Annotated in this window: 19 protein-coding genes and 1 pseudogene; 6 read left to right on the forward strand and 14 right to left on the reverse strand. The window is 59.8% G+C overall.

Annotated features, from left to right (window positions below; all coding sequences use genetic code 11):
- Positions 1-14: 14 nt before the first annotated feature.
- Positions 15-1,676 carry a DUF2793 domain-containing protein gene (locus tag VFG26_RS16775; RefSeq protein ID WP_325027181.1) on the reverse strand — a complete coding sequence of 554 codons (1,662 nt, stop codon included), beginning with the start codon at positions 1,674-1,676 and terminating at the stop codon, positions 15-17.
- 83 nt (positions 1,677-1,759) lie between these two features.
- On the opposite strand from VFG26_RS16775, the gene VFG26_RS17655 reads away from it, so the two are divergent.
- Complete coding sequence (locus VFG26_RS17655) at positions 1,760-2,038, forward strand: recombinase family protein (RefSeq protein ID WP_414653326.1); 279 nt, start codon at positions 1,760-1,762, stop codon at positions 2,036-2,038.
- Positions 2,039-2,151: 113 nt separating this feature from the next.
- Here VFG26_RS17655 and VFG26_RS16785 read toward each other — a convergent pair.
- The 8 genes and pseudogenes from VFG26_RS16785 to VFG26_RS16820 form a co-directional block, all read right to left on the reverse strand.
- Positions 2,152-2,617: pseudogene (locus VFG26_RS16785) on the reverse strand (DUF1348 family protein).
- A 210-nt stretch (positions 2,618-2,827) separates the two neighbouring features.
- A complete protein-coding gene (locus tag VFG26_RS16790; RefSeq protein WP_325027182.1) occupies positions 2,828-3,814 on the reverse strand; it encodes an alpha/beta hydrolase in 987 nt (328 codons plus the stop codon).
- 227 nt (positions 3,815-4,041) lie between these two features.
- Positions 4,042-4,944, reverse strand: coding sequence for an AraC family transcriptional regulator (locus VFG26_RS16795; RefSeq protein WP_325027183.1), 903 nt, complete (start codon positions 4,942-4,944; stop codon positions 4,042-4,044).
- A 122-nt stretch (positions 4,945-5,066) separates the two neighbouring features.
- On the reverse strand, positions 5,067-5,399 hold the full coding sequence (locus tag VFG26_RS16800) for a nitrile hydratase (RefSeq protein WP_325027184.1): 333 nt from the start codon (positions 5,397-5,399) through the stop codon (positions 5,067-5,069).
- On the reverse strand, positions 5,396-6,061 hold the full coding sequence (locus tag VFG26_RS16805; protein WP_325027185.1) for a nitrile hydratase subunit alpha: 666 nt from the start codon (positions 6,059-6,061) through the stop codon (positions 5,396-5,398). The genes VFG26_RS16800 and VFG26_RS16805 overlap by 4 nt, the downstream gene beginning before the upstream one ends.
- Positions 6,058-6,402 (reverse strand): SH3-like domain-containing protein, encoded by a 345-nt coding sequence (locus VFG26_RS16810; protein ID WP_325027186.1) that lies wholly within the window; start codon positions 6,400-6,402, stop codon positions 6,058-6,060. Before VFG26_RS16810 ends, VFG26_RS16805 begins: the two co-directional genes overlap by 4 nt.
- A 63-nt stretch (positions 6,403-6,465) precedes the next feature.
- Positions 6,466-7,416 carry an alpha/beta hydrolase gene (locus tag VFG26_RS16815; RefSeq protein ID WP_325027187.1) on the reverse strand — a complete coding sequence of 317 codons (951 nt, stop codon included), beginning with the start codon at positions 7,414-7,416 and terminating at the stop codon, positions 6,466-6,468.
- A gap of 35 nt (positions 7,417-7,451) precedes the next feature.
- Positions 7,452-8,411, reverse strand: coding sequence for an MBL fold metallo-hydrolase (locus tag VFG26_RS16820; protein WP_325027188.1), 960 nt, complete (start codon positions 8,409-8,411; stop codon positions 7,452-7,454).
- Positions 8,412-8,641: 230 nt separating this feature from the next.
- Here VFG26_RS16820 and VFG26_RS16825 point away from each other — a divergent pair, with 230 nt between their 5' ends.
- Positions 8,642-9,550: a LysR family transcriptional regulator gene (locus VFG26_RS16825; RefSeq protein ID WP_325027189.1), complete on the forward strand. Its 909-nt coding sequence runs from the start codon at positions 8,642-8,644 to the stop codon at positions 9,548-9,550.
- A 417-nt stretch (positions 9,551-9,967) separates the two neighbouring features.
- Entirely contained in the window at positions 9,968-10,504 is a 537-nt protein-coding gene (locus VFG26_RS16830) for a hypothetical protein (RefSeq protein ID WP_325027190.1), read from the forward strand.
- Between the two features lie 332 nt (positions 10,505-10,836).
- On the opposite strand, the gene VFG26_RS16835 is transcribed toward VFG26_RS16830, so the two are convergent.
- From VFG26_RS16835 to VFG26_RS16850, 4 genes are all read right to left on the reverse strand, one after another.
- On the reverse strand, positions 10,837-12,261 hold the full coding sequence (locus tag VFG26_RS16835; protein ID WP_325027191.1) for an ATP-binding protein: 1,425 nt from the start codon (positions 12,259-12,261) through the stop codon (positions 10,837-10,839).
- Entirely contained in the window at positions 12,258-12,923 is a 666-nt protein-coding gene (locus tag VFG26_RS16840; RefSeq protein ID WP_325027199.1) for a response regulator, read from the reverse strand. Before VFG26_RS16840 ends, VFG26_RS16835 begins: the two co-directional genes overlap by 4 nt.
- Before the next feature lie 155 nt (positions 12,924-13,078).
- The gene (locus VFG26_RS16845; RefSeq protein WP_325027192.1) at positions 13,079-14,275 is read right to left on the reverse strand and encodes an efflux RND transporter periplasmic adaptor subunit; all 1,197 of its coding nucleotides are present in this window, start codon (positions 14,273-14,275) and stop codon (positions 13,079-13,081) included.
- Positions 14,276-17,470, reverse strand: coding sequence for an efflux RND transporter permease subunit (locus VFG26_RS16850; RefSeq protein WP_325027193.1), 3,195 nt, complete (start codon positions 17,468-17,470; stop codon positions 14,276-14,278). It lies immediately after the preceding gene.
- A gap of 344 nt (positions 17,471-17,814) precedes the next feature.
- Here VFG26_RS16850 and VFG26_RS16855 point away from each other — a divergent pair, with 344 nt between their 5' ends.
- Both VFG26_RS16855 and VFG26_RS16860 read left to right on the forward strand, forming a co-directional pair.
- A complete protein-coding gene (locus tag VFG26_RS16855; protein WP_325027194.1) occupies positions 17,815-18,885 on the forward strand; it encodes an ROK family protein in 1,071 nt (356 codons plus the stop codon).
- An 81-nt stretch (positions 18,886-18,966) separates the two neighbouring features.
- Positions 18,967-19,737, forward strand: coding sequence for an exodeoxyribonuclease III (locus VFG26_RS16860; RefSeq protein WP_325027195.1), 771 nt, complete (start codon positions 18,967-18,969; stop codon positions 19,735-19,737).
- A 43-nt stretch (positions 19,738-19,780) separates the two neighbouring features.
- Here the strand turns inward: VFG26_RS16860 and VFG26_RS16865 are convergent, their stop codons facing one another.
- Positions 19,781-20,896: a TIGR03032 family protein gene (locus VFG26_RS16865; RefSeq protein ID WP_325027196.1), complete on the reverse strand. Its 1,116-nt coding sequence runs from the start codon at positions 20,894-20,896 to the stop codon at positions 19,781-19,783.
- A gap of 371 nt (positions 20,897-21,267) precedes the next feature.
- Between VFG26_RS16865 and VFG26_RS16870 the strand changes: the two genes are divergently transcribed.
- Positions 21,268-25,711: hypothetical protein (locus VFG26_RS16870; protein WP_325027197.1), on the forward strand; the 4,444-nt coding region annotated here is incomplete at its 3' end.

Raw genomic sequence — 25,711 nt, forward strand, 5'->3', positions numbered from 1 at the left:
TCATACTCACCATATTATATGTATTGCCCTCCTGTCGCGCTCGATCCTGCAGAATTGCCCGGTAAATAGTTTGCACCACCGCCGCCTGTATCAATCACTGCGTTTGACGACACCGAGTAGCGCGCCCCAGTCGCAGATCCTGTGAACGTCATTCCTGCTGCGACGGCGACGCCTGTCCTCAAAGCCGAAATGAAAGCACTGCTAAACGCGGGTGCTTCGGTGATTGTCAGTGCTCTTCCAGAGGCTGTGTACTTGCCCCCCGTATCCAGAGTTACATGAGCCTGGGCTCCACCACTGATTGTGTAATTCGCGCCGACATTAAAGACGGCGTTATTCTGAAGGAGGATATGAGAGGCAGCCGCCGATCCGAATTCGATAGGAGCGGTAACGCGAACGACGCAGTTGATGGACGCCTCAACGCATGCCGAGCCAGAAGATGTCATCTTTAGCCCAGCTAGCGATATATCAGCGCCAGCTCTGACCGAGAAGCAGGGTCCGGACGCACTGATCAGCACATTGCTTGGCGTCGTTACATTGCCCAGGAAAACGACGTTACCGTTGCCAATACCCACGCCAGGCGTACCAGTTGAAAGCCCCGCAGTGTAAGTGCCGTCAGCGATTTGTATCGTGACGACGAACCCGTTGAGGTCAAGCGCGCGAAGGTTGTTCCACGCTTTCTGCAGCGTGAGAAACGCGCCGCCGGATGAATTCGCAAGGCCCGAGTTGGTATCGGTGCCATCGGGCCGGACATAGTACGTGCGGTTGGCGGTCAGCACTTCGCGCGGGCCGCCGCTCTGCGGAAACGAAACTTTCCCGGTGCTGCGATCAATTTTGATCGCTTCTTTCCATGACGAGCCGTCAGGGCTCACCTTGAAATGGAAATCATCGTCTCCCGTCAGGCCAATTTCGGCGCGGCCGGAATAGTTCGTTTGATAGAGCTGGCTCGCGGTGTCGCCTGCGGCGGCCTTGTTGATCTTCTGCTGATGGCCGTTGCCGGCGTTGTCGAAGAGCGTCGCGGCGCTCTTGACCGCAAACTTGTTCGTCGCGTCCGCGGTCGTGTTCACGCCGGCGAGCGGAACGTTCGAAAGGTCGGCCCACGATCCGTCTTCGCGCAAATATCTGGCCGTTCCGGCCGTCGAGCCCGGCGCCGGCACGAGACCCTTCTTGTGGCTTGCGCCCGAACCCGTGAAGGCATCGAGCAGCGCCGTCGCCTGCGCTCCGGTCAGGTCTTCGGGCGCGCCGCTTCCGGAGGAGGTGCGTCCCTTGATCGTGCCGTTCGCCATGTTGGCGAGACTGGCGTTCCCGACGGGTGCTGAGAGGCCTCCGCCGCCCCCTAAACCCGCGTACAGCGACCACGCTCCCGCGGCATGGATGACGAGCGCGCTTTCGGCAGCGACCCAGGCGGCCCAGCCTTCCTTCGGTGCGTAGAACGCCCATGCGCCGTCCTGGAGGGCTGCGATCTTTCCGGCGTTTCCGGACCATGCGCCGGTCGGGGAAGCGGCGACGATATATCTCGCGCCTTCCGCCGGGGACGGAGGCGGCGCCGACAGCGCCCGGCTTTCGACGGAAAGCTGCACAAGGCAATCGAGGGCGCGGATCGCCTCGTTATGCGTGACATGCTTCTGCGCCTGAGCGGCCAAGATGTAGGGCAGTGCAAGGTTCGGCGTATCGTTCATGAACATGCTAATTCCACAACAAGGCTCCCACGCGTGAAGATACGGGCGGCGGAAAGGGCGGGGATAAGTTTTTGGGAAGTTTTTTGAGCGCGCCGGCGACGCAACTGCGCAAAGCTGCGCGCCGCTCTACTTTTCATATGTTGGCTGCTCTGGCCGAATTCGAACGCTCGCTGATTAGCGAACGCACCAAAGCCGGCTTGGCTGCTGAGCGAGCGTACGCCTCGACGCCCGAGCGAAGGTCCTCTTCGCTTTCAGGTGCGTGGCTTAACCGTGCCTGCAGATATCGCGCCACCTGCGATCCATACAGCTCTCAAGCTGAAATCGGACGACGCGCCGCGTCGATTTCCGCGTCAGTCATTTAGGTGGGCATCATGCTCCTGGCGGCGGGTGATTGGGCGCGCAGTGATCCCGATCGCCAACGGAGCGCGCACATCAAGTTCAAAATCGATCACGTCACTTTCGTCGTCATGCGAAATTAGAAGCCAAAATGACTGAGTGGGGGATGGTCGTCTGGCCGGCCGGCCGAGCGCCCAGCGGAACTTGCGAGCCGCTTCCGGAATTGGTTGCTCGTTTATGCTGCAGTGGCGCGCGCGCATGAGCCCATCGCCGGCGAACTCCCAGTTCTCGTTGCCGTAGGCTCGGAACCACTGGCCGCTATCGTCGTGATATTCGTAGGCGTAGCGTACCGCGATGCGGTTGCCCGCAAATGTCCACAACTCCTTGATGAGCCTGTAGTCCAGTTCGCGGTTCCATTTGCGCGTGAGGAATGCCTCCACCTCAGCTCGACCGTTCAAAAACTCCGCGCGATTTCTCCAGCGCGTATCGACACTGTACGCCGTCGCGACCTTCGCAGGGTCGCGCGTGTTCCAGCCATCCTCGGCTAGGCGGACCTTCTCGATTGCAGTCTGTTCGTTAAATGGCGGGAGGGGCGGGCGTGACATGAGCTTCCTTTCGGAGAAGGGTTGTGAAGCCGGGTGACGTGCCGGCGCCGGGCGGTCCTACAAAGGCCGGAAGAGTGGGGATGCGCCGGCCCTGAGTTCCGACTGGGCCAGGGGCGGAAATCCAGTCTTGGGATGGTTTGATAGGAAAAGAATGATCGCTGGTATCGGCGCCGGTATTCATGGCGCGGATACCAAGCGATGCGTTCAATGTTATTGCGGAGCCAGATGCTGGCGTAGACCCTCGCTGGCTTGGGCGATGGCGGCTTCGGTGGATGGAATGTGACGGATAGCGTTCAGCAGAACGAAATGGATCGTGCTATTGTAACGCGTGGCGACGACGGGCACCCCAGCCTCTAACAGTTTGTGAGCGTAAGCCTCACCTTCATCACGGAGCGGATCGTTCTCCGCCGTGATGACGAGAGCAGCAGGCAGCCCCTTCAATTGTTCTTTGGTTGCGCGGAGCGGTGACACATAGGGATTATCTCGCAACTTGCCTGCGGGTGCGTAAAGGTCCCAGCCGTACTTCATGAAGGCGCGAGACAGGAAGCGATCGTTTCCGAACGCGTGATACGACTCGCTATCAACGCTCGCATCGGTCGCCGGAATGAACAATATCTGATAATTGATTGCGGGCCCGTTGCGGTCTTTGGCCATGAGGGTCAGCGCAGCTGCCATGTTGCCACCCACCGAGTTTCCAGCAACCGCGATGCGAGTACCGTCCGCGCCAAATTCCCCGGCGTTTTCGGAAACCCACTTGAGCGCGGCGTAGCTCTCATCGAGCTGGGTCGGATATTTCGCAGCGGGCAGGGGCGTATACTCCACGAATACACCGATCTGCCCGGAGCCGACGACGAGGTCGCGCAACAGGCGCTGATGGTTCTGGAAGTTGCCGACGAGCCAAACACCCCCATGAATGAACAGCAGCACGCCGGGCTTCCCGCTCACATTCTCCGGCTTCATGATAAAGAGTTTCACGGTCTTGCCGTCCTGAGTGATGGTCTGCTCAGTGGTCGTTACTCCCGACATGTCCACCTTGGTCTTCGATTGAAGCTCCGTGATGATGTCCTGGGGCTTCGGCTGCGGCAGCTCCCAGAAAAAACTGCTGTCCTTGTTGATCTCAACCAGGAACGAGCGGACCGCCGGCTCGATGCGCGGGTCGGTCGCGACGTTGGGTGCTGCTGTGACAGTCTGTGTCATGAGGGTTGCTCCGATGATCAGGGCGATGAGTTTAGGAATACGGGTCATGAATCGCTCCGGGGGTTGCGGCGCCTAAGACGAGGCTGTCCGGGAGATTGGCGGGGGACATGAGGCCGCATGAGGCTGCCTCAACCGGGGAGGCCGGCCGGCTGCATTATGAGAGTGTATCTCGATGAGTGTCTTTCCCGGCCCTGCTGTAATCTATACCGAGCTTGCTGCCTCGGGCTTTACGAGCGGACGAGGCGACGGTATTCGCCCGGGCTCATTCCGGTGGCTCGCAGGAATGCACGGCTGAAGCTCGCTTGAGACGAGAAGCGAGTTCTGTGCGCGATCTCACTCAACGGGAGCTTGCCCGCAGCGAGCATGGCCATCGCATGTTCAAGCCGGCGGCGGCTGACGTACCTGTGTGGGGGCGCGCCGGCTGCCGAGGCGAACATGCGCGTGAAGTGAAAGACGCTGAGGTTGGCAAGGTCAGCTAAATTCGAAACGGTGATATCGTCTTCCAGATGCTGGTCGATATGATCGAGAACGCGGCGCAGCCTGGCGTTGTCGAGTCGATGCACTTGCCCCGTTATATGTTCATGGAGCCGGCGGTCGGCATAGCTGTGGGACAGCCGCGCGGCAAGCATGGCGGAGGCGGTCTCGACCAGCATAGTGCTCGTGGCGCTCTCCTCATTCAACTCGGAAAGCACTGACAATCCGATCTCCCTTATGAGTTCGTCGCGCAAGCCCCCCAAATATTGGATTGAATGAACTGCCGAACGCGCGAGGTTGAATTGGTCGGCCAGCAGATTGAACTGGCGGGGCGCCAGATACAAATGCAAGGCTTTCGGTAGAGGTGCGGTGATTTCGATTTCCTCATCGCCGATACCGATCGGCGCCAGCCAGATCGTCCCCGTGGAGGCAAGGGCCTGTTCATGCCGCTGCGCTGCGGTCCGGCGAACACACGCGTCGTCCGCCCCGTCTATTGCGATAATGATTTCGACATTGGTCTGGACAACGGACTCAATTCGGCCGGCCGGATGCGAGCGCAGTTCGGCCGATATGTTTGACCAGCTGCGACCGGCGGACGACGCAAGCAATTTCGACTTGGGATATTTTCGTCGACCGTCGTCCAGCAGGATGTCCATGATGCCTCGCCTAATTCCCCAGGGATCATTTTGGGGATCGCGATGAGCGACCACGGGCCCACAATTGCCGGCGTAGCCGGTGCGCCAACGTCTTTCGCTTTGGTCGCCAGCATGAGGGCAGCCTAGTTCGGGGTTGAATATCGCGCCTCGACCTCTTTCATTTTGAGAGCGACCTCCGTCGGCGTCAGAATGCCTTTGCGGAAAAGGATGTTGGCGAACGCAACGATCCATCGCTCGTAGTAGCTGAGGTTTCCAACCATATCGGTTCCAAGTGCCTCAACCCCGCAGCGCTTCTCTTCGGTATTGATGATCTTGTGAAAGTCGAGAACGTCGGCCAGCGCGTGACAGCGCTTTTCCCAAGGTTCGAGTTCGTGGTCTGTGCGCTTGATTGGGTCGGCGGGTAAGCCCCCGATGTCGTTCGGTAGGCGCTTCACCAGTTCGGAACTATCGGTCATCCTTCCGCACTCCGAATTTCCAGCTTGGGTTCGACGACGCCGATCATCGTATCGCGTGTGACGAGGCCGGCCAGTTCGTCTTCGGTGAAATTCTCCGTGCCTTCCGGGCGTTTCGGCAGCACGAGGTAGCGAACAACCGCTGTGGAGTCGCTCACCCGAACTTCGACATCGTCGGGAATGATGGTCCCGAATTCGGCGAGTACTTTTCTCGGCTCCGACACGGCGCGGGCTCGATAGGGCTTCAGTTTGTACCAATCGGGCGGCAGACCAAGAACCGGGCGCGGATAGCAGGAGCAAAGGGTGCAGACGATGAGGTTGTGAACCTTGTCCGTGTTCTCCAGAACGATCAGCTCCGTGTCGTCGTAGAAGCTGATGCCGAAGTCCTGCTCGCAGGCCGTGCGACCATTGGCGAGAAGCCGTTTTCTGAAGCCGGGATCGACCCAAGCGCGGGCGACGACCTTGGCGCCAAGCGCTGGCGTTCGGGAATCGAGGACTTCGATCTGCCGCCTGATCTCGTCGGCACCGAAATACTTTCGTTCGATAAGCAGTTCTCGAATGGCTGTCTCGAGCATGTCGTAATAGCTGGGCTGCTGGGGCTCGCTAACCTCGGCATGTTGATGATCGTGTGCATGATGTTCGGTCTCATGATCCGCATGCGTCATGGGCACACCCTTTCGAGCCAGGTTTCGAAAACTTCGATCCGCAACCCATCCTTGGGCGAGCCGTCATAACCGGGCCAGAGTTCCGTCATCTGGAATGCCACGCGATAGTAGTGCCGGCGGGATCCGGCGTTGCGGCCGAAGCCTTCCTCCTCATTGTCGACGAAGGCCGGCTCGATCACGGCCTCGATGCGTCCGTGCTTTCGGCGCAGATAGCGGGGTACCCGATAATGTCCGATGGGCGACCTGTCGGCGACGCGGACCTCGTCCCCGATCTTGAAATTCGGCTTCTCGCCGAATGCGGTGACGATGTGTGTGAGGTCGGAAGAGGATCGCGGGGTCATGCCGTCACCTTCTTCGAAAGTACTCGGTCAATCGTTCGGGTTCATTCCCATTCCAGACGCTTCTCATTTTGCGCCGACCTTGCGATCGAGAAAATCTCGGATCAGGGGGACCATCGTATCAGCCTTGTCCTCGAGCGCGAAGTGGCCGGTATCGAGAAGATGGAATTCGACATCGGGCAAATCGCGCTTGTAGGGATAGGCGCCGTCAGCTGGGAAAATGGTGTCATTCTTACCCCAAACGATCAGCGCGGGCGGCTGGCGCTCGCGAAAAAATTGCTGGAATTTCGGATAGAGCGGCACGTTCGTTCCGTAATCGAGGAAGAGATCCAGCTGAATATCTTTGTTGCCCGAGCGATCGAGCAACGCCTGATCGTGGCCCCAGTTGTCCGGATCTATTCGCGTCACGTCGCTGACGCCATCTGTGTATTGAAACTTTGTCGTCTCAGGCTTTACGAGGAAGCTCAGCGCCTCACGATGCGCCTCGGAGCCGTCTGCCCAATAGGCCTTTATCGGGTCCCAGAATTTCTTGAGACCCTCCTCGTAGGCATTGCCATTCTGGATGATGAGTGCCGTGACGCGCTCCGGGTGCTTGAGTGCCAGCCGATAGCCAACCGGTGCGCCGTAATCCATCAGGTAGAGCGCGTATTGCTTAGCACCGAGTTTGTCGGCTAGGCCATCAATCAAATCAGCATAGTGAGCAAACGTGTATGCAAACTGCTTATGATCGGGCGCCGCGCTCTGGCCGAAGCCCGGATAGTCCGGCGCGATCACATGATAGCGGTCCGCGAGTGCCGGGATCAGATTGCGGAACATGTGGGAAGACGTTGGAAATCCGTGCAGGAGAAGCACGACAGGCGCATCGGCAGGACCGGCTTCGCGATAGAAGATGTTGACGCCGCCGATCTCTGCCGTTCGGTAGTGCGTAACGGGCGATGCCGCTTCGGCAAATCCGGCGGTCAGTAGAAAGGCGGCCAGCGTCAGCCAATCTCGGTAGCGGCAAGCATGGGAATACATCACCTATCTCCTCGTCGATGAATGAGAGAGCCCGGTTAGGTGCCCTCGTAGACCAAGCGGGTGAAGAATCCCGGATCGATGACGAACTGGCCGTACTTGCTGTCGAATGCAGCCGTTGGCTTGGCTGCGACCGTCTCCTCTTTTGAACGGCCCTGCTTCTTCAGTGTCGAGACGTTCTCGCGAACCGCAACGAGCATGTCGCGGAAGTCTTTCATTTCAGCTTTATTGCTGACCGGCCGGCCATGACCGGGGATAATGATCGTGCTATCCGTTGCGAGAGCGAGGTTGGCATCGGCAGCCGCGATCATGCCGGCGATGCTGCCGCCGGTCGAATAGTCGATGAACGGATAAACACCATTCCAGAAGGTGTCGCCGACGTGCAGCACGTCCGCTTCGGCGAAGTGCACCGAGATGTCACTGTCGGTATGTGCCGGACCATAATACTTGAGCGCAATGGTCGATCCATTGAGTTTCAGCGTGAGATCAGTCGCGAAAACGTCCTCGGGAATTCCACCCGGGCCGAGGGCGAGAAAATTATAGTCCCAGTCATCGACGCGCTGTACCTGCGATAGGTACTTGCGCGTGTTCTCCTGCGCGATGATCTTGGCACCTGCTGCGTGCAGCCATTCGTTGCCATCGGCATGATCGAAGTGCCAGTGCGTGTTTACGAGATGTGCAACCGGGTCGGCGCTGAGGTTCGCAAGCGTCTTGCTTATCTGCGGCTGGGATACCCGAATGCCGGCGTCGATCAGCACTTTGCCGTCAGTTCCGGTCAGAACTGCTATGTTGCCGCCGGAGCCTTCGAGGACAGAGATATTGCCCCGAAGCTTATGGACATTGATCGGGGAGGTGGCGGCGCTATCCTTAATAAGGCTGACGAGCCCTCGCGCCTCGGCATAGGCGGCACGCGGAGTGAGCCAGCCCGCCAGGCCAGCTTGTGCGGCCCCGATGCAGCACATGCAGAAGCCGCGCCTGGAAAGTTCAAAGGGCTCCATTTTGCGCCATTACGAAATCACTAAAGAGTTCAAACGGATGATTACACAATTCCCTGCGCGTCCTTGGCGCGAGCAGCATTCAAATAGGGCCGGCCAGAATTCCAATACGCGTATGAATTGGCACGACGGGTCTCATGAGGGTCGACAATAACAATGATGAAGTTTGACAATGCTTTCTGCAATCCGCGAAATTCGGAATACCGTTCTCAATAATTGGAAGGCGAACGCCGATGGATCGGCTCGACGCGATGTCCGTCTTCATAGCTATTGTGGATGCAGGGAGCTTCTCGGAGGCGTCGCGACGTCTCGGAATGCCTCTGGCGACTGTGAGCCGCAAGGTCGCCGAGCTTGAGGCCCATCTGAAGACCCAGCTCCTCAAGCGGCCTGCGCGCAAATTGATGCTGACCGATGCCGGCCGCTCCTACATGGCCGCCTGTAAGCGCATCGTCGAGCAGGTCGATGAAGCCGAGAGGGATGCGTCAGGCGAGTATCGCATTCCAATGGGTGAGCTGGTTGTGACCGCGCCTAGCCCTCTCGGGCATATGCATCTGCTGCCGATAGCGCTCGAATTCATGGCGGCGTTTCCGGCGATTCATCTACGGCTTTTGTTGAGCGACCGCATCGTCAACTTGATTGACGAAAACATCGACGTGGCGATCCGCATCGGCGAACTCCGCGATAGCAGCATGATCGCGACGCGGGTCGGGTCCATACGCAACGTCGTTTGCGCAAGTCCCAGGTATCTCGCCGCGCACGGACGGCCGCAAAAGCCGGAGGACCTTTCCGAGCACGAATGCATCAACATCGATAGTCTGCCATCGAATCCGAGGTGGGAATTCACGAAGGGAGGCGACCACATTGCTGTCCCGGTAAAATCCAAGATGGACGTCAACTCGTCTGAGGCGGCGATCTTTGCTGCAATCGCCGGAGTGGGCATCACGCGCGTGATGTCCTACAAGATGGAGGAAGCAAGGCGGGCTGGACAACTCGAGATACTTTTGGAGGAGTTCGAGCCGACGCCTTGGCCGGTGAATATTCTCTATACATCGCGCCGCCTCGTGCCACTCAAGCTGCGGGCCTTCATCGACTGGGCTGTGCCACGCCTCCGCGCCCGGCTTGGTCAGCCGAACGGCGAGTGATTTCTGTTTCGTGTCAGAAGTGGACGTGGTGTGCCGGGTGATCGAAGCTCTGCTGATCCCCCCTTAAGCGACCACGGTTCGATATTTTGTAAAGCGGACGAAGCCTCTTCACGGCATGAGATCGTAAAACAGCATTGATTTTGTTGGAAATCGCGTTGTCTCGTAATCAGCGGGTCCAGGGTTCCAACGCCACGGGGGCAGCAACGCGCATCCCGACGCGGCATCGTCGGTCGTCCAGACGGCGAATGCGCGAACCACTGGTTTGTGCGGCCCTGCCGTCGAGCTTGATGAATACATATCGTTTGATCGAACAAGCGCCGTTAAGCGCTTGATAGCATTGGGTCAGCGGAATGCCCGAGAGGTGGCATTTGACGTTTAGTGCTGCGTAGCCCAATCACCAGACTCGCGAGGAAAGCTTTGGCAAGGGAGCACGCTGTCATCGAGGTTCGACTGCGCGAGCTTGCTCAGATCTTCAATTCATTCGATCCTTCGCCATTTCACGAACGCGATCTCGATAGCGATGCCGAAGAATACATCGTTGGCTGGGCGCGTGAGCTTCCTGCCGATGTGCCGCTTCGCATCATCGTGCATCTTCCGAAAGACGAAGCTCGAAAAGCAGAAGAACGCGGTCTGAGCACCGCGCTGGTGCATTATTTCGCGTACCGAGCCGCGATGCAGCAGCGGGAACTCAACGAGCTCTTTCACAACGGCCGGCGCTATCTCGTGATCGGCATCCTGGTATTGGCGGCGTGCCTCATTGGCAGTCAAATGGCACGCAAGTATCTGGGCTCCGGGCCGATGGCGAGCCTAATTACCGAAAGTCTGATTCTGGTGGGCTGGGTCGCGAATTGGAAGCCGATCGAGACGTTTCTCTATAGCTGGTGGCCGCTGAAGCGGTGGCGCGATCTTTACCGGCGCTTGGCGGACGCGGTCATAGAAATCAAATCAGATTAGATTAGCGACCGTGATGCTTGATGCAGCGGACTTCGTCCGACGCTCCGCCACCGGTCCTGAAAACCGGTGGCGGAGTAAAGCCGCTAGGGGACGGGGGGTGTACCCTAGCGGGGGTCACGCAAAGCGTTGGATCGTTGCGCCAGCGGATGGCGGCGCCAGCGCTGAATGCCATGAGCCCTTGCTAGCTTAAGGTAACCTTAAGTCCGTGGATCGCAGTGCAGAGGCGTCTCGCTTCGTTCCGCGGAGCCGTGCCGGCATGCAGCCTCTCGCCGCCACCCTCGAACAGCGCGGCGTTGCATGCATTCATCCTGCTCGATGTGTGCCGTGGCGTGCTACGTCTTTATTGCGCTGGGCCCAAAGGCATACGCCGTTCCGGCCCGTTGTGACTCTGGATCACGGGTATCGACGCGAGGTTTGAAAATTGCGATGCGAAGCTCCGCTCGCAGGCCGCCTTCCGCGCGGTTTGCAAGCGTGAGACTTCCCTTGGCACGGTTGAGCGCAAGATCCACGATCGTGAGACCCAGTCCGCTTCCAATCGCGCTCCGATTGCGTCCTCGAAAGAAGCTATCCCGCACGCTGGCAAGCTCGTCCGCGGGTATGCCGGGGCCGTCGTCGTCAATACGGATAATCGCGGTGTCACCCTCTCGCTCGGCCGAACAGCGCACGATTCCTGAAGGTGGCGAGTGAAGGAGGGCATTTTCGAGAAGATTGCGAGCGGCCATCCCAAACAGAATGGGATCTATGTTCAGCCGAATACCGTCGAGACTGCGATCGAACTGGACGCTTGCTGATTGCGACAGCTGATAGCGGAGTTGCTCTTCGACGCCTTCCAGGCTCTTGCGAAGATCGATGCCATCCTCTGGTGGATAGACTTCGCTCGATTCCGCTGCGGTGATGTCCATCAACTGCCGCAGTAGGCGCGATGTGCGGTCGACGCCGGACGCAACCTGGCGAAGTGCATTGTTGCGCACGGCGGCATCTTCGCTCGAAAGCGCGATTTGGGCCTGGACTTTCAAACCCGCTATCGGCGTTCGCAGTTCGTGAGCGGCGAAGGCCGTAAAGTTACGCTCGTGCTCGCGTGCCGCGGTGACGCGATCAAAAAGGCCATTGAGCGATTTGATGACCGGCCGGATTTCGGACGGGGCTGCATCTCCGACGAGTGGACTGAGATCGGATGCGCTGCGCCTCTGTAGCGCGTGCGCCATCCGGTTCAACGGAGCAAGGCCGCGGCCTACGCTCAACCAAATAAGCGCTGCCATGATCGGAGCGATTAGCAGGAGAGGGATCAAAAGCCTCTTTATCACGCCAGTGACGAGGCGCTCTCTCACGCGCAAGCTGTCGCCCACAAGCACGCGAATTCCGGCGGCCTGGTTCTCAACGGCATAAACACGCCAGCGTTCGCCGCCGACGCTGCTCTCTGAAAATCCCGACGCATGCGCGGTCAGCGGCGTGTCGGGTGCATCATCCGAACGCCCCACGAGCGAGCCGTCGAGGGCCCATATCTGACAGGAGAGCTGCCGCTCATAAAGCGTGCGGCTGGCGGCGGCGTTAAGTGAGCCTGGCTCTTGGCGGTCCTGGTGCTTCTCCTGATTGGTGATGAGCGAGTTCACCATTCTCGCCGCTTCGATCAGGCGCGCATCCAGCGCGTGCTCGATCTCGGCGCTCGTACAGAAATAGATCCACCAAGCAGCACCCGTCCAAGCGCCTCCCGTCATCAGCATGAGAATGAGGAACAGGCGTGCCCGGATCGACTTCATGATGCGTCCTCGTAAAGCCGATAGCCGATGCCGCGCACGGTCTCGATCACCTGATTTCCCAGCTTGGCGCGCAAGTGATGGATGTGGACTTCGACCGTGTTGCTTTCGACGTCCTCCTGCCAGCCGTAAAGCTTTTCCTCAAGCTGGCGCTTGGAGAGTATTTGGCCGGGGCGGTCCATCAAAACTTTCAGAATGGAGAACTCGCGGCGGGAGAGGCGGACCTGATCGCCGGCTTTCCTGACGGTCATCGATGCGGGCTCGATCACGATATCCCGCCAGGCGATCGTTTCCGTCGCGCGCCCGGCAGCGCGCCGGATCAGGGCCCGCAGACGAGCAGCCACTTCATCGAGGTCGAACGGCTTTCCGAGATAATCGTCAGCCCCGGCATCGAGTCCCGTGATCCGGTCGATGACAGTGTCCCGCGCTGTCAGCAGGAGCACGGGAACGTTGTTTCCGCGCTGCCGCAACGCTCCGAGCAGGTCCAAACCGGAACCGTCGGGCAACATCTGATCGAGCACGACCGCATCGAACTCACCCGCGCGCAACGCGGTCTCGGCGTCGGCATAGCAGGCCGCGGCCTCCACGGTGAAGCCGCTGAGATTCAATCCCACCTGCAAACCATCGAGCAGAATGGTATCGTCCTCGACCACGAGGATCCGCATAGACATTCTCATCCTCTGCTTCAGCGCAAAGCGCTCAGGTGCCTCTCACGCGTTTCCGGTGCATCCACCGTCATGGCATCGTTTAGATACCGCTCGAGGCCGGTTTAAGAAGTCCGGTGACCTGCGGCGGTGTGTGCCCTCAGCCCGAAACAGCATCAGCTGATACCTTTGTCCTTATTGGCTTGAACATCGACCTTGTCACCCTCGCGGAGAAGCGCATTCGGGCTGACAATGACGCGATCTTCGCTGCTCAGGCCCGACGAGACGACGACGCGCTCACCCAGATCACGATCAACGACGATAGGCTTGATGCGCACCTGGTTCTGATTGTCGACGACGAAAACGACTTGGCGGCCCGCGCGCGTCACGATCGTGTTGGTCGGCACCAGCACGGAACCCTTAGCCCCGCTCACGTCGATCTTCACTTGGCCAATCAACCCCGCAGGAATGCGGGCCTCAGGATTTGCCATGAGGAATTCCACGCGCATGGTGCCTGAGGACGGATCGATGAGGCCCGATGCACGGCCGACGCTGGCGGCGAACGTTTCGCCAGGAAGCTCCGCAAACACGACACTGGCCCGGGTCCCGGCGCTCACCTTGAGAGAAGCCGATTGCGGGACGTCGATTTCAAGCCGCAGTTCGTCGAGGCGGCCGATCCGGAGCAGATAACCTTCGGATTGCGTTTGATTGGCCGTGACTTTGTTGCCGCGCTCCACCTGGCGCGCGATGATTGTGCCGGAGAAGGGTGCTCGCACAGTCTGGAAACTTTGAATTTCCTCGAGCCGCTTTACCTCGGCATGGGCCGCTTCGAGATCTGCCTCGGCCGTCAGCTTCGCAGCATATCGCGCATCGCGAACTTGGACCGAGACATGACCCTTCGGCACCAGGGCCTCCGCGCGCTCAAGTTCTAATTTTGCAAGGGTGAGCCGGGCTTCGATCTGGCGGGCGGCAGCGCGCGCGCGCATCAGCTCCTGATCAACCTCGGGCGCCTCGATGCGCAAGAGTACGTCACCGGCTTTCACGCGATCGCCGATGTCGACTTTCCGCTCGGCGATAACGCCGTTCACGCGAGACAAGATGTAGGCCTGCTCCGCTGGCGCCGTACGCGCGGAGAGTGTGAGCGTGGACGTTCCTGAAGCCGGATCGGGTTTGAAGATACGCACCGCTCGCAGGGCTGGCTTATTTCCTTCACGCGAGGCGCCATCGGCTGCTTCGGCCACACGCTTCCAGCCAACCAGCTCCTTTGCCTTCGCGAGGAGCCCCGCAGCGCCACCTTCCCGGACTGTCCATGCGCCCGCACCGGCGCACGAAGCGAGGAGAATGGTCGCAACGATAAACTTCTTCGAGGCCATTCAATGTGCTCCTGCACTTTTTGCAATCGTAAGGGAAACGTCGATGTCTCTATCGGCATGTGACCGATCTGTCGTCCGGCGCGAACGCAATGATATCAGGGTTGCAAAGAGGAACGGTACGAACGTCAAGGTCGCGCAGGTGCCAAACAAAAGCCCGCCGACGACCGCGCGGCCGAGCGGCGCGTTCTGTTCGCCGCCGTCGCCGAGGCCGAGCGCCATCGGGAGAATGCCCACGATCATTGCGGTCGCCGTCATCAGCACCGGTCTCAGCCGCGTTCGAACGGCATCGAGCGCCGCCTGAACAGGCGTTTCGCCCTCGTGCAGGCGGTCACGCGCAAAGCTGGTGACCAGAACACTGTTGGCGGTCGAGACGCCGATCACCATGATGAGACCCGTAAGAGCCGGAACGGACAGCGGTGTCCCCGTCACGTAAAGCGCAAACATGGCTCCTGATATGGCCACGGGCAGGCCGCCCATGGCGATGAGCGGCATCAGCCAAGATTGGAAATTCACGACCATAACGAGATAGACGAACACGGCGGCCATCATCAAACCGGAAATCATTTCGCCGTAGGCCTGCGCCATCGACTGAGCCTGACCGGCGATTTCAATACGGTTGCCGGGCTTCAGGCGCGGCCTCACTGCATCCACCGCACGTTCCACGTCTTGATAGACGCCGCCGAGATCGCGGCCTTCCGTGTTGGCTAAAAGAGTCGTCATTGGCTGCAAGGTTACACGATCGATGTTGGCGGCCAATGTTCTAAGCTGCAAGGTGGCAAACGACCTGAGCGTGACTTGCTGATCGTTGTTTGCGGTTCTGACAGGCGTATTGAGCAGCTGCTCCAGAGACGTCAGATTTGCGGGCGGCGCGACGACCTGAACCGTATAGGCCATGCCCTGATTGGGGTCGCTCCAGAAATTCGGCGACACGGTTCCGGAGGCGCCGAGAACAGCCAGGAGCGCCGTTGCCGCATCTTGTGGCGTCACGCCAAGCTGCAGGGCACGCACCCGGTCGATTTCGAGATAATAGGACGGCAGATTGCGCACTTGCCGCGGTGTGACGTCAACGGCGCCGGGGATCTTCTCCATGCCCGCCATCAGATCGCGCGCGATCTCGGCATTGCCCGTCACATCACGTCCGATCACGCGCACCTCGATTGCCGTCTGTGTGCCGGCCGCCAACGTTTGCGCCGTCGCGTCTGCGGGGCGGAAATAGAACGCCAGATCAGGGAAGCGCTCTTTCAGTCTTTGACGAATTCGGCTGACGTATCCCGCAGTCGGCGCGTGCGGACTTGCAAGCTGCACGAGGATTTCGCCGTCGAAGGAGCCGATGACTCCGCTTTCGACCCACGCGAGATTGATCGGCTCCGGACTTCCGATGGTCTCAGCGATGAAGCCAACTTCGCGCTCGGGAATGATGCTGCGAATTTCGTGCTGCACTTCGGCAAACTTGCGCGCGGTTTCTTCCAGCCTGAGCCCTGTTTGCGCGCGGACATAGAGGCGGATCATGCCGGCATCCGCTTCCGGAAAGAACTCACGGCCGACGTTCGTGCCAGCGAACGTACCAAGCCCGAGCGCGAAGACGAGGCCGGCAACTGGAAGCACTTTCCAGGCGAGCAAGAACTGCGCGATACGCGCTATTCGCCGTTCGAGGAAGGAGAGGCCGCTTTCAACGGCGCGTGAAACGAGACCCGGCCGGTGCGGCTGATGAGGATCATGCGCGCTCAACATGAGCGAAGCGAGTGATGGCACCAGCGTTCTCGACAGTATGAACGATGCGGCCATTGCAAACACAACCGCGAGCGCCAACGGCACAAAGACGAAGGCTGCGATGCCGGTCAGCATGAAGAGGGGGGAGAAGACGATGCAGATCGCAACCGTCGAGACGAACTCCGGAAAGACAACTTCGCTGGCGCTTTTCAGGATTGCGTCGCGCAGCGGAATCCCTGCTTCGAGGTTCCGGTTGATGTTCTCAATCTCAACGAGTGCATTGTCTACGAGGATGCCGATGGCGAGCATCAAGCCGCCGAGCGTCATTAGGTTGAACGTATTGCCGGTCGCCGCCAGTCCGGCGATGGAGGCAAGAAGTGCGAGTGGAATGGAGGTGAGAACGATGAGCGACGACCGCCAGCTTCCGAGGAACACGAGGACCACAAAGGCCACAAGGAGACCGACGATGATGGCCTCGATAGCGACGTTATCGATCGCGCGGCTGACGAAGAGGGACTGATCGAAGACCGGCGCGATGGTCACGCCCTCGGGCGCGGCGGCCTGCAGCTCTCCCATGCGCGCTTTGATTTGCTCGACGATGCCGAGCGTCGAGGCGTCGCCCAGCTTCAAAATCGAGACCATGACGGCGTTCTGCCCATCGAGCCGGGCGATATTGCTCTGGACGGCCTGTCCGTCTCGCACACTCGCAACGTCGGAGACGCGGATCACGCGCCCATCGACGGATCGCAAAGGAAGATCGGCGAAACTTGCGACCTGCTCGGGGCTGGCGTTAGTCGTGATGGTGATTTCGCGGGTATCGATGCGAAGTGCGCCGGAGGGAAGCGTCAGGTTCTGCGTGGCCGTGGCCCGCGCGACGTCGCTCGGCGAGATGCCATACGCCTGCAGCGCCTCCGGCTTGAGATCGATCATGACCTGACGCGACGCGCCGCCATACGGCAGCGTCAGCCGGATCCCGGGTATGGACTGGATCTGCGCGCGGAGTTGAAGCCGCGCATAGTCGTAGAGCGCGCCGTCCGACAGCGTATCGGAGGCGAGGACGAGCTGCAGGATCGGTACGCTAGAGGGGACATACGGCACGATCAGGGGAGGGCTCGTTCCGGGCGGCATTCGCCGGAGGATGGTTTGGCTCACCGATGTCACCTGGGCGAACGCATTCGTCACATCGGTGCCTGGCTGAAAGGAGACCCGGATGATCCCGACGCCGTTGATCGTTTCGGAGCGGACCTCGCGAAGATTATCGACGTTGTTCATGATCGCGAGTTCGCTGAACGATGTCAGCTTGCTCGCCATCTCCTGAGGATTGAGCCCCTGATAGGTCCAGATGACGTTGATCGCAGGAATGTTGACCGCCGGGAGGATGTCGGTCGACATGCGACGCGCCGACATCACGCCGACGAGCAGCAGAAGCATCGCAAGCACTCCGATGCTATGGCGATGGCTGATCGCGTACCGAACGATCCACATGCGTTCCTGCCCTTTGATGATTTCAGGGCAGCAACTCCTGCAGCACCCCCGGCTCCTCCAATCCGATGCACCTTAAGACAAGCTTAAGATCGCTTTTTCCGGACTTTGAGGAGCCTCCAGAACGTGAACTCGGCCACGGATCGCGTCCTGAGATCCATCGAAACGTCGCCGCCGATAGCGCGGCTTAGCTGCCGTCATAGGAACTTTAACGAACCAATCAGCGTCTTTATCGGAGCCCAGGCCCCCCAGCCGGGTCATAGACAAATGTTCCGCTTTTCCCGGCGATCCCGCCAGGCGAAACGTTCCTTCACACCTCATCTTGGACCTATGCAGCAGTGACAACCATGGACAAGCCATCCGCGTCAAAAATGGACCTGCCCACACATGGCGCTGTCACTCTGCCCAGTGTCACGGTGGATAGTTACAACATCGAGGTGCGCGACGATGATGGGTTCATCGGCGACAAAGCGAGCAAAGGCGCGTTCTGGGACATCGTAGAGAAGTGGCGCAAAGCGCTGCGGAAGACCGGCCAGGATCCCTTCGGCAAAACGACGACAGAGGAACTGACAAAGAAGCAGCTTGTCGATGAGCTGGAAAAGGGCGACCCGGACGCTGCGGGCATCGTCCAGAGCGCCGTTGAGGAATTCTCGCAGCAATTCGCGGACGTCATCCGGCGCTTTATGAAGACGAAGGAATGGCAAGATACTCAAGCCATCGTGATCGGCGGCGGGTTTCGCGGCAGCCGTCTAGGAGAGTTGGTGGCTGGCCGCACAGGCCTCATTCTCAAGGCCGATCACATCAAGGTCGACCTTGAAATGATACACAATGATCCCGACGATGCGGGCTTGCTCGGTGCTGCGCATCTGCTGCCGCCTTGGATGCTCAAGGGGCACGACACGATGCTCGCCGTTGACATCGGCGGCACCAACATTCGGGTTGGCACTGTTGAGCTGAATATCGGAAAATCGCGGGATCTCGTGAAGAGCAAAGTGGTGAACTCAGAGATCTGGTGCCACGCGGCGGAAGAGACGGACAGGTCGGGTGCTGTTGCGCGGCTGGTGAAAATGCTCGAAGGCCAAATTCGCTGGAACGGCAAAGAGAAACTTGCGCTGGCGCCGGTCATCGGCATTGGCTGCCCGGGCATCATCCGTGAGGATGGCTCGATCGATCGCGGAGGCCAGAATCTTCCTGGAAATTGGGAAAGCAGCCGCTTCCATCTGCCCAGCAGCATCAAGGAAAAGCTCGGCGAGATCGGCGGATTCGAAACGATGATCGTTATGCATAACGACGCCGTCGTTCAGGGGTTGAGCGAATTGCCCCATATGCAAGATCGCGAGCATTGGGCGGTCCTGACGATCGGAACCGGACTTGGCAACGCGCGCTTCACCAACCGCGAGGTGAAGAAGCCGAAATAACTCGGATGGTTTCGACCCACGTCGCTGCACCCGAGCCGCTTCCAATCGCTCCCAGAATGTCGCCACGCGCAAGAGGGCGGAGTGAAGATCGCCACTTATAACGTCAACGGCATCAACGGGCGGCTCGATGGTCTCTTGCGTTGGCTGAATGAATCGCAGCCCGATATCGCGTGTCTGCAAGAACTCAAAACGACGGATGAGAAGTTTCCCGAAGCTGCGCTGGCCAAAGCCGGCTATGGCGCGGTGTGGCATGGCCAGAAAAGCTGGAACGGCGTTGCAATTCTCGCGCGCGGCTTCAAACCTGAGGAGACGCGCCGTGGTCTTCCGGGAGAACCGGACGACTTACACAGCCGATATATCGAATGCCAAGCCGGTAAGATGACAGTTGGCTGCCTCTACCTTCCGAACGGCAATCCCGCGCCCGGTCCCAAATTCGATTACAAACTGCGCTGGTTCAAACGCTTTTCACAACACGCCAAGAAGCTGCTTGCGAGCGGCAAGCCAGTCGTTCTGGCCGGCGATTACAATGTCATGCCGACAGACCAGGATGTCTACGCTCCGGAGCGGTGGCAGGAGGATGCGCTCTTCCGCCCCGAAGTGCGTACCGCATATCACAAGCTCGTCGCTCAAGGTTGGACGGATGCCGTTCGGGTACTGCATCCGGACGAGCGAATTTACACCTTCTGGCACTACTGGCGAAATTCGTTTGGCCGCAATGCCGGGCTCAGAATCGATCACATCCTTCTCAGTCCACCGCTTGCGAAAAAGCTCAGGCGAGCGGGCGTCGACCGCAGCGTTCGTGGACGCCCAGGCGCAAGCGATCACGCCCCTGTCTGGATCGAGCTGAAGTAGATCTAAGCGTTCACCATCATTGATCAGTTCGAGGCTGTGGGCGTCACGCCTCGAAGGTGACGTTCTTGTGGATCTCCTCGTTCAAGAAGCCGGTGGCGACGGGCCAGCGCACGCCGGGGATCACGGCGACGTCGAACAATTCGGTGACGCCACCTTCAAGTTTGATCCACTCGACGATATCGCCGGTGGCAAGGTTCACGACCTGCACGCCGCACCAGGGATCGGCATCGCGCTTTTTAAGTTCGTCGTCGAGTGCGAGGCCGGAGAACGTGCCTGCACGCGGCTGTGACAGCCCTACGATGGCGTGTCCGTTGTGGAAGGCCAATCCGCGCAGGAAGCCCGGACAGAAGGCGTGCGGCTCGAACGTGCCCGTTTCGATATCGATCGTGCCGATTTGCCCGGTGCCGGAGTTGAGAACCCACAGGCGGCCCTCGTACCAGCGCGGTGAATGCGGCATGGAGAGCTTTTCCGTGAGTATGGCATCGCTCCTCACGTCGATCAGACAGCCGCCTTCCGCACGCCTGTCGCGCCAGCCGTTGACGATATCGCTGCGGCTGGTCGCCGTCACATACGCGGGTATTCCGTCCTTCATCGCCATGCCGTTGAGATGGCAGCGGTCCTCGGCCGCCAGCTTGGAAATGAACGGCGGCTTCCAATAAAGGCGAAACGAATGCGTGGGGCTCAACGTGGCGAGGCAGGAGTACAGCGTGTTGACGAACACGATGCGGCCGTCCGCCATGATGCCCATGTCGTGAATGTCGAGGTCGCCGGTGGTGTGGGCGATCCGCGGGATGTAGTGCCGGTCAGGATGGGCTCCGGTATTGCCTGCATCCGGCTGCGTCACGTTTTCGAAGCGCCACACCTGGAACAGCGTAGAGACCAAAATCCTTTGAGGATCGGCCGTCAGGCCCATGGCGCGCGCGAGGTAGCGCTCGTGGAAGGACATTTGCCCTTTCGCGTTGACGCCGACCAAATACAACCTGCCCGTTTGATAGGACGTGAACGCCAGACTCACGTTGTTGCGCAGGAGCCAATCGGGAAACCCGCGCGTGCAAGAGATGGCGACGGGCGGTTTTGCGTGCTGCTGCGGGGAGGTTGCGGTGTCGGAAGAACCCTCGGTGTCCGAAGCAAGGCTGGTCTCTGATTGCTGATTGATCATGCTGCCTGTCGATTAGTCATTATGGCCCCCATTTTTCTGAACCGTACGGCACGTTAGCCGCGATGTGAACCGGTCTGTGGTCTCATGGGCACATGCGGAGAGTGAAAGTCCCGCTGATGTGCACAGGGAGGGTTTTGCGAACGCAGGCGGAAGGTTAGCGTTGTTCAGATTGGAGAGCATAACTCCGAATACTGATTAAATGATCGCCGTTTAGGAATGTGATGGAATTAAGGAAGGGCCGGGGCAAATTCGCGGTCCGAGCGAGGGTCGTTCGTCAGCCTGCAGCCTCAAATAAAGGCGATAAAGCGAAGGCGGGGCCTGACGCGTCGTTCAACTTAGGCGTGCTTTCCGCCTCTGAGAGTTGGCGCCGTATGCTGCTGGGCTCTGCGGCTGCCGGGGCGCTCCTCGCCGGGTACGGCCGCTCGGCACGCGCCCAGGTCGTGCCGCCCGCTGCTCCGTGCAGCGCTGTCGTGGGTACGACGGTTACGTGCTCAGGAGACGTATCGGGCGGCGTCGCCGCCGGCGCCCCATACACCGTGCTCAACGTGAACAATCTCACTGCGGACATCACGCCCGAGGACGATGTGGACGGCATCCGCTTCGCGTCATCAGGCGACGTTACGATCAACAGCAACACTGGCAACTTCGCGATCACGACCTCGGGCACGAGCAGCTCGGGAATCGTGGGGGTCTCAAACGACGGTGCGGTCGCGATTACGAGTACGGGCGACATTGGCCCTGTGATGACGGGTATCTACGCCATTTCGAGCGCTGGCGCGGTGACCGTCGACAGCACAGGAGATATTACGCGAGGCATCACGGGAATTTATGCCCGAAACGACGGGGACAGTGCTGTCAGCGTAACCAGCGCAGGCAGCATTGACGCTAATTACTCCGGTATTCGGGCCGTGGCGGGCTCGGGCGCGGTGACGGTCGATAGCTCCGGCAAGATAACTGCAGGGGTCGGCATTCACGCCCGGACGTCGGAGACGGGCACGATCCGTGTTACCAATTACGGCAGTATCCAATCCGAGGATCGGGCCATTGCTGTTGGCTCGTCTTCCGGCGCGATCACAATCGAAAGCACGGGCGATCTCAGCGCAAGCGCGGGGATAGGCATCTTCGCGCTCAGTACCCGTTCTGGCGACATCAACATCATCAACCGGGGTGACATCGAGGCCCAGGAGGATGGCATTTATGCCCAATCCCAAACGGGTGCCGTAACGGTCGATAGCACAGGAAATATCACAGCCGAACGTGGAATTTTCGCGGGCAACACTGGTGACGGCGCCATCGAGGTGACGAGCAGCGGCAACATCCAGGCTGCATTACAAGGCATCGAAGTCTTCTCATTCGCGGGTACGGCGACGATCGATAGCACCGGCGACATCACGTCCACGAGCGATTCAGGCATTGAAGTTCTCGCTGGCGGCGATGTGAGCGTGACCAGCCGCGGCGACATCGAGGCTGCGCTCAATGGTATCGACGCAAGCTCGTTTGTCAGCGCCGTAACGGTCAAAAGCACGGGCGACATTACGGCCGGTGGCACGGGTATTTATGCATGGAATCTGGGCGCCTCTGCTGTGAGCGTAACCAGCAACGGAAGCATCGAGGCCAGTTTTGATGGCATTCGCGCGGTAACGGAATCAGGCGCTGTCACCGTCGATAATTCCGGCGACATTTCCGCCGGAGGGTTCGGTATTTTCGCGCGGACCTCGGGCACCGACACGATCGATGTCACCAATGCCGGCCATATCCAAGGCCAGAGCGGCGCCATTTCTGTTGGCTCGTATGCCGGCAGGATCACCATCAACAGCACAGGCGATCTCACCTCGAGCGGTGGGGAAGGTATTGCAGCGGGGTCCCTGAATAGCACCGTAAGCGTGATCAACAGGGGTGACATCCAGGCCGCGCAACGGGGCATCTATGCGATCGCAGGCGCGGGTCTGGCGATCGACAACACGGGCGACATCACCTCCGATAACAGCCGCGGCATCCTTGCCGCGTCTCAAGCTGGCGCTACCAGCGTCACCCAAAAGGGTGAGATTCAGGCCCTGGAGGACGGCATCCGTGCGACCTCAGCCACGGGTTCCGTGACGGTTGACAGCACGGGCGATATTACGTCCGCCCGGGGCTCCGGCATCTGGACGCGCAACTATGGCAGCGGCTCCATCGGCGTCACCAACAACGGCAGTATTGAGAGCACTGGCGCCGGTATCCGCGCGCGATCCACGTCGGGTGTGATCACAATCGATAGTACCGGCGATATCACCTCGATCGCGGGAGTTGGCATTTACGCATTGTCTCAGGGCGCGGTCAGCGTCACCAACCAGGGTGACATCCAGGCTGAAGATAATGGCATCGATGTCCGAGCCGATGGTACGGTGACTGTCGACAGCACGGGCGACATCACATCCGATAGCAGTGCGGGCATTTCCGCCCTGTCTGAAACGGCCAGTATAAGCATCATAAACAGAGGTGACATTCAGGCCGAGGGGCACGGCATCTATGCCGTCTCAGCCACTTCCGTGACGGTTGATAGCACCGGCGATATAACGTCGGCCGCTGGCGCAGGTATCGTGGCCCGAAATTACGGCGGCAGCCCCATCAGCGTCACCAGTAACGGCAGTATTCAAGCCGCTAGTCCCGGCATCGCCGCCGTCACTTCGTCGGGCGCGATCACAATCGATAGTACCGGCGATATCACGTCTCGGGGGGCCCTCGGCATTTTCGCGTTGGTGTCCGACACCGGCACAATCGAGGTGTCGAGCGCAGGCGATATTCGGGCCTCGAGTGATGCTATTTTTGCGAGCGCCGGTGATGGCGACGTAACGATCGACAGCACGGGTAACCTGGCGTCCGATACAGCTGTGGGCATTCGTGCGGGAAGTTCAAGTTCTGGCGACGTCGCGGTGACCAGCCGCGGTGATATCGAGGCTGCTTCCCACGGTATCTATGCGGTCTCTGGCACTGGTGCGGTGACTGTCAGCAGCACGGGCGACATCAGATCGGACGACGGTGCGGGTATTAGTGCGCAAAGCTACGGCAGCAGCCCCATCAGCGTCAGCAACAACGGCAGTATTGAGGCCGCTGGTCCCGGCATCCTCGCCCTATCTACGTCGGGCGCGATCACGATCGATAGTACAGGCGATATCACGTCTACGGGTTCCTTCGGCATTTTGGCGGTGACGTTCGAGAGCGGGACGATCGAGGTGTCCAGCGCCGACGATATTCGCGCCTTGGGCGAAGCCATTTTTGTTGGGACCGCTGACGGCGCCGTGACGATCGAAAGCACGGGCAATCTCACATCCAGTTCAGGTGCAGGCATTCGCGCAGAAAGTTCAGGTTCTGGCGACATCACGGTGACCAGTGCCGGCAATATCGAGGCCGAGACATCGGGGATCTACGCATCATCATCCGACGGCGCGGTCTCGATTACGAGCACGGGCGATATCACCTCGGCGGCTGGCGCAGGTATCGTGGCCCGAAATTACGGCGGCAGCCCCATCAGCATCACCAGCAACGGCAGTATTGAGGCCGCTAGTTCCGGCATCACCGCCCTATCTTCGTCGGGCGCGATCACAATCGATAGTACCGGCGATATCACGTCCACGGGCTTCGGTATTTTCTCGGTGACGTCCGACACCGGCACTATCGAGGTGTCGAGCGCAGGCGATATTCGGGCCTCGAGCGATGCTATTTTTGCGAGCGCCGGTGATGGCGGCGTAACGATCGACAGCACGGGTAATCTGACGTCCAATTCAGGTGTGGGCATTCGTGCGGGAAGTTCAGGTTCTGGCGATGTCGCGGTGACAAGTACCGGTGACATCCAGGCTGCGTTACAAGGAATTTATGCCCTCTCGGGCTCCGGCGCGGTCACGGTCGACAGCACGGGCGACATCACGTCGTCGGGGAGCGAGGGCATCGCCGCGCGAAACTCCAGCGGCAGCTCCGTTAGCGTCACCAGCAACGGCAACATTCAGAGTTATGGGCCCGGTATCCGTGCCGATTCTCAGTCGGGCGCGCTCACGATCGAGAGCACCGGCGATATCACGTCTACGGGTTCCTTCGCTATTTTGGCGTGGACGGGCGGCGCTGGGACGATCGACGTGACGAGCGCAGGTGATATTCAAGCCTATGGCCCAGCCATTTTTGCTTGGGCCCGCGACGGTGACCTGACGATCGATAGCACCGGTAATGTCACGTCCGATTCAAATGCCGGCATTCGCGCAGAAAGTTCAGGTTCCGGCGACATCACGGTGACCAGCGCCGGCAATCTCCAAGCCAAGACATCAGGGATCTACGCGCGATCCGTCGACGGTGCGATTTCGGCCAGCAGTACGGGCGACATAACCTCGGCTGGGCGAGGCATTTTCGCGACCAGTGATGGCGAAGGCGATGTCGCGGTGAAGAGTACCGGCGACATCCAGGCTGCGTTACAAGGCATTTATGCTGTCACCGGCCCCGGTGCGATTTCGGTCATCAGCACGGGCGATGTAACGTCGGCTACCCAGCAGGGAATTTTCGCCATCAGTGAGGGCCAAGGCGACGTCGAGGTGACCAGCACCGGCGACATCCAGGCTGCGTTACAAGGAATTTATGCCCTCTCCGGCTCCGGCGCGGTCACGGTCGACAGCACGGGCGACATCACGTCGTCGGGGAGCGAGGGCATCACAGCGCGAAACTCCAGCGGCAGCTCCGTTAGCGTCACCAGCAACGGCAACATTCAGAGTTATGGGCCCGGTATCCGTGCCGATTCTCAGTCGGGCGCGCTCACGATTGATAGCACCGGCGATATCACGTCTACGGGTTCCT

This window comes from Hyphomicrobium sp., assembly GCF_035687085.1.
Taxonomy (GTDB): Bacteria; Pseudomonadota; Alphaproteobacteria; order Rhizobiales; family Hyphomicrobiaceae; genus Hyphomicrobium_B.

What these genes read in the sequence shown, in the direction of transcription:
- VFG26_RS16775 (WP_325027181.1), bottom strand. Translation starts at nt 1,676, where the DNA reads ATGAACGATACGCCGAACCTTGCACTGCCCTACATCTTGGCCGCTCAG.
- VFG26_RS16790 (WP_325027182.1), bottom strand. Translation starts at nt 3,814, where the DNA reads ATGACACAGACTGTCACAGCAGCACCCAACGTCGCGACCGACCCGCGC.
- VFG26_RS16795 (WP_325027183.1), bottom strand. Translation starts at nt 4,944, where the DNA reads ATGGACATCCTGCTGGACGACGGTCGACGAAAATATCCCAAGTCGAAA.
- VFG26_RS16800 (WP_325027184.1), bottom strand. Translation starts at nt 5,399, where the DNA reads ATGACCGATAGTTCCGAACTGGTGAAGCGCCTACCGAACGACATCGGG.
- VFG26_RS16805 (WP_325027185.1), bottom strand. Translation starts at nt 6,061, where the DNA reads ATGACGCATGCGGATCATGAGACCGAACATCATGCACACGATCATCAA.
- VFG26_RS16810 (WP_325027186.1), bottom strand. Translation starts at nt 6,402, where the DNA reads ATGACCCCGCGATCCTCTTCCGACCTCACACACATCGTCACCGCATTC.
- VFG26_RS16815 (WP_325027187.1), bottom strand. Translation starts at nt 7,416, where the DNA reads ATGTATTCCCATGCTTGCCGCTACCGAGATTGGCTGACGCTGGCCGCC.
- VFG26_RS16820 (WP_325027188.1), bottom strand. Translation starts at nt 8,411, where the DNA reads ATGGAGCCCTTTGAACTTTCCAGGCGCGGCTTCTGCATGTGCTGCATC.
- VFG26_RS16825 (WP_325027189.1), top strand. Translation starts at nt 8,642, where the DNA reads ATGGATCGGCTCGACGCGATGTCCGTCTTCATAGCTATTGTGGATGCA.
- VFG26_RS16835 (WP_325027191.1), bottom strand. Translation starts at nt 12,261, where the DNA reads ATGAAGTCGATCCGGGCACGCCTGTTCCTCATTCTCATGCTGATGACG.
- VFG26_RS16840 (WP_325027199.1), bottom strand. Translation starts at nt 12,923, where the DNA reads ATGCGGATCCTCGTGGTCGAGGACGATACCATTCTGCTCGATGGTTTG.
- VFG26_RS16845 (WP_325027192.1), bottom strand. Translation starts at nt 14,275, where the DNA reads ATGGCCTCGAAGAAGTTTATCGTTGCGACCATTCTCCTCGCTTCGTGC.
- VFG26_RS16850 (WP_325027193.1), bottom strand. Translation starts at nt 17,470, where the DNA reads ATGTGGATCGTTCGGTACGCGATCAGCCATCGCCATAGCATCGGAGTG.
- VFG26_RS16855 (WP_325027194.1), top strand. Translation starts at nt 17,815, where the DNA reads ATGGACAAGCCATCCGCGTCAAAAATGGACCTGCCCACACATGGCGCT.
- VFG26_RS16865 (WP_325027196.1), bottom strand. Translation starts at nt 20,896, where the DNA reads ATGATCAATCAGCAATCAGAGACCAGCCTTGCTTCGGACACCGAGGGT.